11 protein-coding genes and 1 pseudogene are annotated in these 11,948 nt (G+C 56.7%); 8 read left to right on the forward strand and 4 right to left on the reverse strand.

Translation table 11 applies throughout. The features are described from left to right. The 4 genes from nadB to Q7U71_04735 all read left to right on the forward strand — a co-directional run. The coding region (gene nadB, locus Q7U71_04720; protein ID MDO9391062.1) for an L-aspartate oxidase at window positions 1-1,311 on the forward strand (1,311 nt) is incomplete at its 5' end. Window positions 1,312-1,441: 130 nt separating this feature from the next. After that, on the forward strand, window positions 1,442-2,320 hold the full coding sequence (locus tag Q7U71_04725; protein MDO9391063.1) for an EamA family transporter: 879 nt from the start codon (window positions 1,442-1,444) through the stop codon (window positions 2,318-2,320). Window positions 2,321-2,461: 141 nt separating this feature from the next. Beyond that, entirely contained in the window at window positions 2,462-2,854 is a 393-nt protein-coding gene (locus tag Q7U71_04730) for a type II toxin-antitoxin system RelE/ParE family toxin (GenBank protein MDO9391064.1), read from the forward strand. After that, window positions 2,841-3,104, forward strand: a complete 264-nt coding sequence (locus Q7U71_04735) for a helix-turn-helix transcriptional regulator (protein ID MDO9391065.1) — start codon at window positions 2,841-2,843, stop codon at window positions 3,102-3,104. Before Q7U71_04730 ends, Q7U71_04735 begins: the two co-directional genes overlap by 14 nt. A gap of 60 nt (window positions 3,105-3,164) precedes the next feature. On the opposite strand, the gene Q7U71_04740 is transcribed toward Q7U71_04735, so the two are convergent. The 3 genes from Q7U71_04740 to Q7U71_04750 all read right to left on the reverse strand — a co-directional run bounded on the left by Q7U71_04740 (window position 3,165) and on the right by Q7U71_04750 (window position 8,201). Further along, window positions 3,165-3,920: a YjbH domain-containing protein gene (locus Q7U71_04740; protein MDO9391066.1), complete on the reverse strand. Its 756-nt coding sequence runs from the start codon at window positions 3,918-3,920 to the stop codon at window positions 3,165-3,167. A 336-nt stretch (window positions 3,921-4,256) separates the two neighbouring features. Continuing rightward, window positions 4,257-7,763, reverse strand: coding sequence for a DNA polymerase III subunit alpha (locus tag Q7U71_04745; GenBank protein MDO9391067.1), 3,507 nt, complete (start codon window positions 7,761-7,763; stop codon window positions 4,257-4,259). Between the two features lie 129 nt (window positions 7,764-7,892). Beyond that, window positions 7,893-8,201 (reverse strand): hypothetical protein, encoded by a 309-nt coding sequence (locus tag Q7U71_04750; GenBank protein ID MDO9391068.1) that lies wholly within the window; start codon window positions 8,199-8,201, stop codon window positions 7,893-7,895. A gap of 312 nt (window positions 8,202-8,513) precedes the next feature. Here Q7U71_04750 and Q7U71_04755 point away from each other — a divergent pair, with 312 nt between their 5' ends. From Q7U71_04755 to Q7U71_04770, 4 genes and pseudogenes are all read left to right on the forward strand, one after another. After that, complete coding sequence (locus Q7U71_04755) at window positions 8,514-8,717, forward strand: 4Fe-4S binding protein (protein ID MDO9391069.1); 204 nt, start codon at window positions 8,514-8,516, stop codon at window positions 8,715-8,717. Between the two features lie 109 nt (window positions 8,718-8,826). Beyond that, window positions 8,827-9,870, forward strand: a pseudogene (locus Q7U71_04760) (3-methyl-2-oxobutanoate dehydrogenase subunit VorB). 188 nt (window positions 9,871-10,058) lie between these two features. Continuing rightward, window positions 10,059-10,814 carry a thiamine pyrophosphate-dependent enzyme gene (locus tag Q7U71_04765; protein MDO9391070.1) on the forward strand — a complete coding sequence of 252 codons (756 nt, stop codon included), beginning with the start codon at window positions 10,059-10,061 and terminating at the stop codon, window positions 10,812-10,814. Further along, a complete protein-coding gene (locus Q7U71_04770; GenBank protein MDO9391071.1) occupies window positions 10,814-11,350 on the forward strand; it encodes a 2-oxoacid:acceptor oxidoreductase family protein in 537 nt (178 codons plus the stop codon). Before Q7U71_04765 ends, Q7U71_04770 begins: the two co-directional genes overlap by 1 nt. 157 nt (window positions 11,351-11,507) lie before the next feature. Here the strand turns inward: Q7U71_04770 and Q7U71_04775 are convergent. Beyond that, window positions 11,508-11,948, reverse strand: a 441-nt coding sequence (locus tag Q7U71_04775; GenBank protein ID MDO9391072.1) for a hypothetical protein, incomplete at its 5' end; no start/stop codon positions are given.

An 11,948-nucleotide genomic window follows, 5' to 3' on the forward strand; every position in this document is an offset into this window, starting at 1 on the left:
AAGCTTTCCCGTCTGGGGGTGGCCTTCACTCAAGGGCAGTCCGGCGGGCTGGACCTGGGGCGCGAAGGGGGGCACTCCAAACGCCGGATCGTCCACGCCAAGGATTATACCGGGCAGGAAGTGGAACGGGCCCTGGTGCACCAGATCCGCAGCCATCCCCACATCACCATCCTGGAGCACCATCTGGCCATAGACCTGATCATGTCCCAGAGCGGCGGGGAAGATGCCTGCCGCGGGGCCTATGTGCTGGAGCCCAAGACCGGTAATATCCTGGAGTATGCCGCGGGCATCACCCTGCTGGCGGCCGGAGGCTGCGGGCAGGCCTTTCTGCATACCACCAACCCGGCCATCGCCACCGGGGACGGCATTGCCATGGCCTACCGGGCCGGGGCCGCCGTGGCCAACATGGAGTTCATGCAGTTTCATCCCACCACCCTGTATCAGGATTCGCTGGACGAGAACGAGAGATCGTTCCTGATCTCCGAAGCGGTGCGGGGCGAGGGCGCGGTATTGCGCGACCTGAAGGGCCGGGCCTTCATGCCGGAATATCACAAGCTGGCCGACCTGGCTCCCCGCGATGTGGTGGCCCGGGCCATAGACAGCGAGCTGAAGGCCTCCGGCGATTTTCACGTCAACCTGGACATTGCCCCGATCGGGCTGGAGAAGTTCCATGACCGATTCCCCAATATCAGCCAGGGCTGCGCCCAGCGGGGGATTGATCTTTTGAAAAACCTGATCCCGGTGGTGCCGGCGGCCCATTATATGTGCGGCGGGGTAAAGACCGACCTGGACGGCCGCACCAGCATCCATGGTCTGTACGCCGCCGGGGAGACGGCCTGCACCGGCGTCCACGGGGCCAACCGTCTGGCCTCGAACTCCCTGCTGGAAGCACTGGTGTTTGCCGACCGGGCGGCCACGGCCGCCGTCAAGGAAAAACCGGAAGCGGCCGCCGTTCCGGCCTGGGATTACGTCGGATCTGTTCCCAGCCGGGAAAAGGTGGTGATCCGGCAGAACCGGCTTTCCATCCGCTGGCTGCTGTGGAATTACGCCGGGATAGTGCGGAACGACAAAAGGCTGTGGTGGGCCAAAAACCGCCTGCAGTCCATAATGGACGAGGTCCACGATTATTACTGGAAGTACCAGGTCAGCCCCGACCTGGTGGAACTGCGCAACATAGCGGCCGTGGCCAAAATGATCATAGACTGTGCCATCCAGCGCAAGGAATCCCGGGGCCTGCATTACAACCAGGATCATCCGGGGCGGGATGATGTGAATTTTGGGAAGGATACAGTGATAACCGGAAGGGAGTAAGATCCCCGGTTTCCATTGCCACGAGCTTTAGCTCGTGGTTGTAAAATAAAAATCTCTCTAGTGGTTTCAACCCCGATTGCCTGCCACGACCTAAAGGTCGTGGCAATATCGAAGAATCATCAGATAAAAAATGACCAACAAACCATCATATTTCTGGCCGGTGATGGCCCTGGGTGTGATAGGGATATCCTTCGGATCCATTCTGATCAAACTATCCACCGCCCAGCCGCTGGCCATAGCCTTTTACCGCCTGCTATTCTCCGGACTGCTGATGCTGCCGTTCTATTTTCGTCAAACGGGCCCGAAGAAAATTCCATTGAGCGATCTGGGATGGATCGCCCTGTCCGCTTTGTTCCTGAGCCTGCACTTTGTGACCTGGGTCTATTCCCTTAGCTTTACCTCGGTCACCAGTTCGGTGGTGCTGGTGACCATAAATCCCCTGTTCGTCAGCATCCTGGGCTGGGTGTTCCTTAAGGAGAAGACCGGCCCCCGGATCCTGGTCGCCATCGCTGTGGTGGTGGCCGGCGGGGCCATCATCGGGGGAAGGGCGCTGGCCGCCGGCGGGATGGGAAACCTGGGCAACCTGTTGGCCCTGGCCGGGGCGCTGATGGCCTCGGGCTATCTTCTGACCGGGCGGCACCTGAGAAAGCGGCTGAGCCTGGTGACCTATACCACCATTTGTTATTCCATGACGGCAGTAATACTATTGATGGCTTCCCTGGCCGCCAAGACACCTCTGGGCGGTTTCCCCAAGATAAATTATCTTTACTTTGCACTGATGGCCATAGGCCCGCAGCTGCTGGGGCACAGTATTTTCAACTGGGGTTTGAAGTATCTGCCCACCCCGCGGATCGCCATGCTGATAATAGCGGAGCCGGTGGGCGCAACCATTCTGGCTTTTTTAGTGCTTAAACAGGTGCCGTCAATATTTGAGATGATAGGTGCGGTGTTCATCATGGCGGGGGTGTATATCTCGGCGCAGGAAGGTAAAGAACCTGGAATCACATAAATACCAGGAATATTAAAAGCCCTGACGATCTCTCGTCAGGGCTTTTTTACTTTGGGCCTCTATTACTGTCACCCTATTTGCTTATAATCGGTAAAAGAAAGCAATTATAACCTCTTGACAATACATCAAAAAAGGTGTAATATGGTGGATAAGAAATGGGTGGTATTAAACTATGAAACAGATGAAGGCTATTGTGAGATTGAAATGTTCCTTGATTCTTTGTCGGGCAGAAACCGGGCCAAAGTCTTAAGCTGGATAGCAGCCCTGACAGAAAACGGGCCTTATTTGCCAAGGCCATTTGCCGATCTGGTGGAAGACGGGATACATGAACTACGAATCAAATTATCGGGCGACCAGTTCCGGATACTTTATTATTTCTGTTATGGGAACTACATCATTCTATCGCATCCATTTCGAAAATCAACTGATGCTATCCCCGAGGCTGAGGTGCGGAAAGCAAAGAAGAACCGAGCCGATTTTCTCCAAAGGAATACCCTATTAAAACTACAGGAGCAAACCCATGAAAACATTTAGAAACTATTTGAACCAGGCCCTAAAGGACAAGGAATTCGCTAAGATCTATGCAGAGGAGAGGGAACTGGTCGTCATTGCACTCAAAGTTCATGAGGCCCGTGTACGCGAAGGGGTTTCCCAGGCCCAGCTGGCAAAGCGGGCCAATGTAACCCAGCAGCAGTTGTCCAAGGTCGAGAACGGCATAAACTGCAATATGACGACCTTTCTGCGGGTCTGCAATGCATTAAAATTAAAATTTGAACTGGTTTAGCCAATTACAGTAAAAAGCCCTGACGATCTCTCGTCAGGGCTTTTTACTTGGGTCCTAAATCTAGAACGAATCGTAATACGCCAGTTTCACTGTTCTGCCGATCCTGCCGGCATCGGTGTCTTGCTCTCCGTTTCGCAGGACATTCTTCAGGTCGGCCTCCAGCATCAAGCGGTTGCTGAACAGCCAGCGTAAACCCACGTTCAGGTAGCCGTAGCCTTCACCGTACTGGTCGTCGTTGACGTTGTCGTTAAACGCCCCGTCATATTCGGCGATCATCCATAATTCGGGGTTCAGCGATTTCTCCAAGCCGACGTAAAAATCAACTTCATTGTCCTCGCTGTGCCTTTCTTCCAGACTGTAGCTGGCTCCGCCGTGAAAGGCCAGGGTGCCCAGGAATTTGTAGTTCTTGCTGGCTGCGGCGTAAAAACCGCGGGACTTGATGAAGTAGCGGCTTCCGGCCCAGTAGCCGAAGCCCTGGTTGTCAAAGCCCAGCGCGATGGCCGGCATGGCATAGCTCTCGTCAAAGATGCGGTACTTGATCTGAAAACCAGGCTGGGGGTTCCAGTTGATGTTTCCGTATCCGATGATATTATCCCCGCCGTACGAGAAACCCAGATTCAGGCGGTCAAAAAGGCCGAAGCTCAGCCCGAATAGCAGGCCGCCTACCGGTTGCATCCGCAGATTTACAGAGTATTGGGCCCGGTTCAAAGTGCCGGCGGTGGGCATGTCCACCAACTGCTCGAACTGCAGGGCCAGGCAGGGCAAAGCTGCCAGCAATAGCAGGGAAGATACAAGCAATATCCGTAATGTTTTCATATTCCCTCTTATAAATTGTGTGTATGCTTTAGGACTATACAATATATAGCGATTATATAACAAAAATAGCCGAAAAATCAAGCAAAATCGGCAAAAAACTGGAAAACCTTTTCCCACTAAAACTTGTCCTGAGCAGTGCCGAAGGATGCACGAAAAGCCACTAAAAGGTTTATTTTAGTGACTTGTAGTGAGCAGGGAAACATTTCCCCCCGCTTGCGCGCCAAAGCGCTTCAGCGCGCAGGCACGAAACACACGAAAAACCGCAAAAACCCAGCTTTTTTATTAAGTGCTTGTTAGTGGGCAGGGTATTCGGTGTTCCGTAGGGGTCATAGGACTCTACTCGCTTTGGCCGTTGCGCTGGTAGTTGTTTCTCTTGCGGGGCGGGGCCGGGTTCCATTTGCCGCCCAGTTTAAAGTACGGGCCCTGGAGCAGTTCGGCCAGCCCGGTGAACAACTGATGTTCCACTTTCACTTTGATGTTCTTGGGCTTGATCTTCACCGGCAGGCCGTTCTCCCCCTTAACCGAGAATACCACCGGGCAGTTCCCGGGGTGCCCGTCCAACAGTTTGGTCAAGGCCTGGTTGAATTTCTGATCCAGCTGGTCCTCTTCCAGGGAGATCTCCAAAAACTCCACCAGCTTTCCGCTGGCCTGCTCCAGCGGGAACAGGTCGGCCACCACTAGTTTGGGATACTCATTTTCCTTGGTGGAAACGCTGCCGGCCACCAGCACCAGGGTGTCCTCTTTTATGAACTCCCGCTTGCTTTCGAACAGGTCGGCAAAGACCACTATTTCGCAAAAACCGGTCAGATCCTCCAGGCTGACGAATCCCATGGGCTTTGAACCTTTGGGGGTGTAGATCTTGAAACTGGAGATCAGCCCGCCCACTATCACCTGGTCGTTGTCGTCCAGCTCGGCCAGCTGGCTGATGGTGTGGGTGGCCAGGCTTTTCAACTCGGCGGTGTGCTTCTCCAAAGGATGCCCCGAAAGATAGAATCCCAGAGACTCCTTCTCGTAGACCAGAAAGGCCTTGCGGTCGATGGGATGGGGGGCTTTGGCCGGGGCCGCCTGAGCCTTGGCTGCGGCCGGAGGGACTGACGCTCCGGCGTCAAACATCAGGGTTTGGCCCTTCATCTGATCCTCCCGGGCCTGGGCCGCCCGGATCATCAGGTCGTCCAGCTTTTCCAGCAGGGCGGTGCGGTCGGGGTCCAGGCTGTCGAAACAGCCTGCCTTGATAAGGCTCTCCAAAGCCTTGCGGTTGACCAGCCGGGCGTCGGCCTGCTCCAATACCTGTTCTATGGAACCGAAATCGCCGTTGGCCTGGCGGGCCTTGATGACCGACTCCACCGCCGAGGAACCCACGTTCTTGACCACTCCCATCCCCAGCCGGATGGACTTCTCCTCCGGGGCGTAGGCATAGAGGCTTTTGTTGATATCCGGGGGCAGCAGGGCCAGCTTGGACTCGCGGCAGTTGGCCATGAAGGCCATGGTCTTGGCGGTGTCGCCCATCACGCTGGTCAGCAGGGCGGCCATGTATTCCAATGGATGGTGGGCCTTGAGATAGGCGGTCTGGTAGGCCAGCACCGCGTAGCCGGCGGCGTGGGACTTGTTGAAGCCGTAGCCGGCGAACTTGGCCAGGGTGTCGAATATCTTCTCGGCCTTTTCCTTGGGTATCTTGTTGACGGCGTGGCAGCCCTTGATGAAGGCCGGGCGCTGTTTTTCCAGGTCCTCCTGCTTCTTCTTGCTGATGGCCTTGAGCATCAGATACCCCGCGCCCAGGCTGTAGCCGGCCAGGGCCTGCACCGCCTGCATCACCTGCTCCTGGTAGATCATCACCCCGTAGGTGTCCCGGCAGATGGGCTCCAGCAGGGGATGCTCGAACTCGATCTTCTCCTGGCCGTTCTTGCGCTTGAGGAAATCCTCGATCAGGTCCATGGGGCCGGGACGGAACAGGGAGATGATGGCGATCAGGTCCTCGATGGAGGCGGTCTTGAACCTGACGGTCAGGTCCCGCATCCCCGCCGATTCCAGCTGGAACAGGCCGATGGTGTCGCCCCGCCGCAGCAGTTCAAAGGTCAGGGCGTCGTCGTAGGGGATCTTTTCGATGTCTATCTTAACGTCCTTGGCGGCCAGCATCTCCAGGGTCTGCTCGATCACGGTCAGGTTGCGGAGGCCCAGAAAATCCATCTTCAGCAGGCCGCATTTCTCCAGCCAGCCCATGTCGAACTGGGTGGAGATGTCTCCGGTCTTGGGGCTCTTGAATAGGGGCAGGTAGTCGGTCAGCCGGCCGGGGGTGATCACCACTCCGGCGGCGTGGGTGGAGGCATTGCGGATCCGGCCCTCCACCGCCTGGGCCACCTCTAGCACTTCCACGAACCGGGGATCGGATTTTATCAGTTTCACCAGGTCGGGGGTGGTCTTCAGCGACTCGGCGATGGTCTTGCCGAAGGGGATCAGCTTGGCCAGCCGGTCGGCCTCGCTGTAGGCCAGCTTGTAGGCCCGGGCCACGTCCCGGATGGCCGCCTTGGCCTGCATGGTGCCGAAGGTGATGATCTGGCAGACGCTGTCCTTGCCGTATTTCTCGATCACATAGTCTATCATCCGGTCCCGCTTGTTGTCGCCGAAGTCGATGTCGATGTCGGGCATGCTTATCCGCTCGGGGTTCAGGAAACGCTCGAACAGCAGGTGGTATTGCAGGGGATCGACATCGGTAATGCCCAGGCTGTAAAGCACCAGGCTGCCCACCGCCGAGCCGCGGCCCGGGCCCACCGGGATCTGGCTCTTTTTGGCATAATCCACGAAATCCTTGACCACCAGGAAGTATCCGGCAAAGTTCATCTTTTCGATGATCTCCAGCTCCCGCAACAAACGATCCCGCTGGCCGGGGGTGGGCTGGCCGAACCTTTTGCCCAGTCCGGTCTCGGCCAGGTGCTTAAGGTAAGCGTTCTGGCTGGGAAATTCCGCCGGCACATTGAAATGGGGCAGGTGCAGCTTGCCGCAGGTCAGCTGGTCCAGGGTCAGGTTGCAGCGCTCGGCAATGGCCACGGTGTTCTCCAGCGCTCCGGGGATGTGGCCGAAAAGCTTGACCATCTCCTCGGGTGAGCGGAAATAAAAACTCTGGTTGGAAAACTTCAGCCGTTTCTCATCGTCCAAAGTGGTGCCGGTCTGGATGCAGAGCAGCACATCGTGGACCTTGGCATCTTTGGCCTCAAGATAATGGACGTCGTTGGTGGCCACCAGGCCGATCCCCAGTTCCTGGCTCAGGGCGATCAACCCGGGGTTGATCACCTTCTCGTCTTCCATCCCGTGGTCCTGGATCTCCAGGTAAAAATCTGGCCCGAACAGGTCCTTGTAAAACAAGGCCGCAGCTTTGGCCTTTTCCTTGTCCCCCTTGAGCAGGGCCTGGGGGATCTCACCCTTGGTGCAGGCCGACAGGGCCACCAGGCCTTCGGCGTGCTGCGACAAAAGCTCCTTGTCTATCCGGGGCTTGCGGTAAAAACCCTCCAGATAGGCCAGCGAGGAGAGCACCAGCAGGTTCTTGTAGCCCTTTTCATTCCGGGCCAAAAGCAGCAGATGATAGGATGTGTCGTCGGTCTCGGCCAGAGCATGGTCGGTGCGGCCCTTGGGGGCCACGTAGGTCTCGATCCCGATGATGGGCTTGATGCCGGCGCTGCGGGCCTGGGTGTAAAAGTCCAGCGCCCCGAACATGTTGCCGTGGTCGGTGATGGCCAGGGCCGGCAGCTTGTACTGCACTGCCTTGGCGATCAGGTCCTTGACCGGGATCAGTCCGTCCAGGATGCTGTACTCGGTGTGAACGTGAAGGTGGGCGAAGCGGGTGTGGGGCATCTTATAGCTTGGGATTTGTGGTTTGGGATTTGATGTTTGGGAGGGAACGAAAAACGAAAACTAAAACGAAGGCAGAAAACCATAAATGGTAAACGCAAAACAGTAAACGGTCCGACTGTAAACTGGCGGTTATTCTTCCAGGTCCGAGACATTCTGGGGAACCTGGCTTTTATCCAGCGGCAGGTTAAGGGGATTGGCGCAGTATTTCTCCTTGCAGCGGGGGCAGAGCCAGAAAAGGAACTCCCGGTGGACCTCGCCCTCCAGCAAATGTTCAGGCACCCCGGCGGTCTGGTCGTCGATCTTCTTGAGGAGCGAGGCCAGGTCGGTGCCTTGGGCAAGTTTGATCACCCCGTCAAAACCCTGCTGCAGCATCACTTTCAGCTGGTAAAAGCTGCTGCCGGGGGGCAGGGGTCGCTGGCATTTATTACAGCGTCTCATATGCTTGAATGGTTTCTGTTCATATTAGTTTAGGATATCACTTAATGTTTGGCTTGTCAATATCAAAAGCTGGCAGAAAAACATAAATTTGAACATTTTGCCCTTGCAAAATAAAATCAATTCTGTTAGAATACTTTTTGGGTTTCCTTTAAAAATAGACCATTCAGCCACAAAGACACTAAGACACAAATTAAATTTGATATTACCCCGTTCCCATTTTTGATAGGGCTTAGTGCCTTGGTGTCTTGGTGGCTATGAATCGTTACAACAATAACCAATATTATAAATTCCACAAAATCAGGAGGTTTTAACATGCCCGAAATAAGGGTGGACGAGAACCGCTGCAAGGGTTGCGAGCTTTGCACCAAGGCCTGTCCCAAGGAGTGCATCTCCATGTCCCAGACCTTCAGCGTTACCGGCTATTACCCGGCCAAGCTGGCCAAACAGGACTGCTGCATCGGCTGCGGGCTGTGCGCCCAGATCTGTCCCGACCTGGCCATCTCGGTCTGGAAATAACGACTCCCACAAAAAAGCACGAAAACTGGCGAAACCAAGGGTATTCTATGGAAACGGGGATCGTGCTCCAATTCCCAAGTAACATTATTTTACAGGAGAAATAAATATAATGGGTGAAAAAATCTTAATGAAGGGCAACGAAGCCATGGCCGAAGGCGCGGTCCGGGCCGGGTGCCGGTTCTTTTCCGGATACCCCATTACTCCGCAAAACGAAGTGCCGGAGTACATGTCCTGGCGCCTGCCCGAGGTGGGCGGGGCCTTCATTCAGGCCGAGTCCGAAGTGGCGGCCATCAACATGATCTACGGGGCGGCGGCCACCGGCATCCGCAGCATGACCTCGTCCTCTTCCCCCGGCATCAGCCTTAAGCAGGAGGGCATCTCCTACTGCGCCGGGGCGGACCTGCCGTTCTTCTTCGCCAACGTGGTGCGGGGCGGCCCGGGGCTGGGCAACATCGCGGCCTCCCAGGGCGACTACCACCAGTCGGTGCGGGGCGGCGGCCACGGCGACTACCGGACCATAGTGCTGGCCCCCAACTCGGTGGACGAGATGGGCAACTTCCCCATGAAGTGCTTTGAACTGGCCGAGAAATACCGGATGCCGGCCATGATCCTGGCCGACGGAATCCTGGGCCAGATGATGGAGCCGGTGGAATTCAAATTTGAAACAGTTGATCCCAAGTCGCGCAAGGAAAAGGGCTGGGAGCTGGGCGTGGCTGCCGGACGCGGTAAAAGGATCGTCAAGTCCTATGATCTGCGGGAGAACGAGCTGGAGAAGATCAACTTCATCCGGATGAAGAAATACCAGGAGATAGAAGCAAAGGAGGTCTTATACGAGACCCGGAACTGCCAGGACGCCGACCTGGTAATAGTGGCCTACGGCACCTCCTCCCGGATCGCCTCGGCCGCCATGAAGATGGCCCGGGACAAGGGGCTTAAGGTCGGTCTGTTCCGGCCCATCACCCTGTGGCCCTTCCCCAGCCAGGCGCTGGCCAAGATGGCCGAAAAAGTGAAGAACTTCCTGGTGGTGGAGATGAGCATGGGCCAGTTCGTGCAGGACGTCCGCCTGGCCATAAACGGGCAGGCCGTGGTTGATCTGTATGCCCGGCCGGCCGGGATCCCCGCCAGCGAAGAGGTCTTTGCCGAGATCGAAAAAGTTTACAAGAAGATCAAGACCACCGGGCCCGTCAAAAAAGCGGCGGCCAAGAAAACTGTCAAAAAGTCCAAACCGGCCGCCAAGAAAACTGCCACGAAGTCCAAGGCCCCAAAAGCCCGGCCGGTTAAACGTTCAACGCCAAACGTCAAACGTGCCAAGGCTGCTAAAAAGAAGGGAGGGCGTAAATAATGGAACTGCTGAATAAAAGACCCCAAGGCCTGGTCGACATGAAAATGCACTATTGCCCGGGTTGCGGGCACGGCATCGTCCACCGGCTGGTGGCCGAATCCCTGGATGAACTGGGGATCAGGGAAAGAACGGTGGGAGTGGCCCCGGTGGGCTGTGCGGTGTTCGCCGATTCCTACTTCAACTGCGACATGATCCAGGGCCCCCACGGCCGCGGTCCGGCCATCGCCACCGGCATCAAGCGCTCCAAGCCGGAGTGCATCGTGTTCTCCTATCAGGGCGACGGCGACCTGGCCTCCATCGGCATGGGCGAGACCGTTCACTCGGCGGCCCGTTCCGAGAACATCACCATCATCTTCATCAACAACGCCATTTACGGTATGACCGGCGGCCAGATGGCCCCCACCACTTTGGTGGGACAGAAGGCCTCCACCTGCCCGGCCGGGCGCGATCCCAAAGTGAACGGCTTTCCCATCAGGGTCTGCGAACTGCTGACCCCGCTGGAAGGGGCGACCTACCTGGAGCGGACCTCCATCCACAACGCCCAGAACGTGATCAAGACCAAGAAAGCCATCAAAAAGGCCTTCCAGAACCAGATCGAGGGCAAGGGCTTTTCCCTGGTGGAGGTGCTTTCCACCTGCCCCACCAACTGGGGGATGACCCCGCTGGACGGGGCAAAGTTCGTGGCCGAAAAAATGATGCCCATGTATCCATTGGGGGTTTTCCGTTCACCTGAAAAAGAAGGAGGGGCCAACTGATGCATCAGGGAATTAGAATCTCCGGATTCGGCGGCCAGGGAGTTATCTCGGCCGGGATCCTTTTGGCCCAGGCCGGACTGCTGGAAGACAAGCACGTCTCCTGGTTCCCGGCCTACGGGGCCGAGATGCGCGGCGGCACCGCCAACTGCTCGGTGGTGATCTCCTCGGACGAAGTGGCCACCCCGGTGGTCTCCCGGCCCGAGACGGTGATCGTGATGAACGAGCCCAGCCTGGCCAAGTTTGAGCCGCTGGTGAAGCCGGGCGGACTGATGATCATCAACAGCTCGCTGGTCAACTCCAAGCCCAGGCGCACCGACATCAAAGTTGTTTATGTGGAGTGCAACAAGATAGCCGAAGAGCTGGGCACCACCAAGATCGCCAACATGGTGGCCCTGGGGGCCTTCTCCGGTGCGACCGGAGCCGTTTCCATCGAGGCCATCTCCAAGGCTTTGACCAAGGTCTTCAAGCGGGCCAAGCCGGAGATCATAGCCCTGAACGTCAAGGCCCTGCAGAAAGGGGCCGAGGCGGCCAGGTAGCATCCGGTCAACTGCAACAGGCGAGGCGGAAATTTCAGCCTCGCCTGTTTTCATAACGTGGCGGATCTCATTAATGCCGGGACGTCAGACATCCCACTAAAATAAATAAGCCGCCCCGGGATCGGGGCAGCTTATTTATAACAGGTGTTTACAGGGGTTACTTTTTTCCCCGGCCTTTTGCTTTGTCCTTTTTGCCGCCGCCGGCATCGTTCTTTTGGGCTTTCTTATCCCAGTGTTTTTCCTTCTCCCATTGTTTCCAGTTATTCTTGACCAGGGAATGTTTCACCATGGGGTGCCCGGGAGGTAATTTGCGCCAGCCCGAAGGAAGTTTTAGCATCCCCGGAGGCACCCGGCCGGGCTTGACGAACGTCCAGGGACCGTTGAACCCGTTGGCCCGGTGCCAGCGTCCCTTATACGGCCGCCACCAGTAACCCTGGTAAAAGAAGATGTCCTCGGAGCTTTCGGTTATAAAGTAGATGTAGGTCCCGGGGATCACCGTCATCACTGGATCCGAAGAAACACGGATGACAGGTATCCCGACGTTGATGTTGACATTCACCTCGGCCAGGGCCAGGCTCCAGAGGCCCGATGCCAGCAG

It is taken from the genome of bacterium, from assembly GCA_030655055.1.
Taxonomy (GTDB): domain Bacteria; phylum Edwardsbacteria; class AC1; order AC1; family EtOH8; genus UBA5202.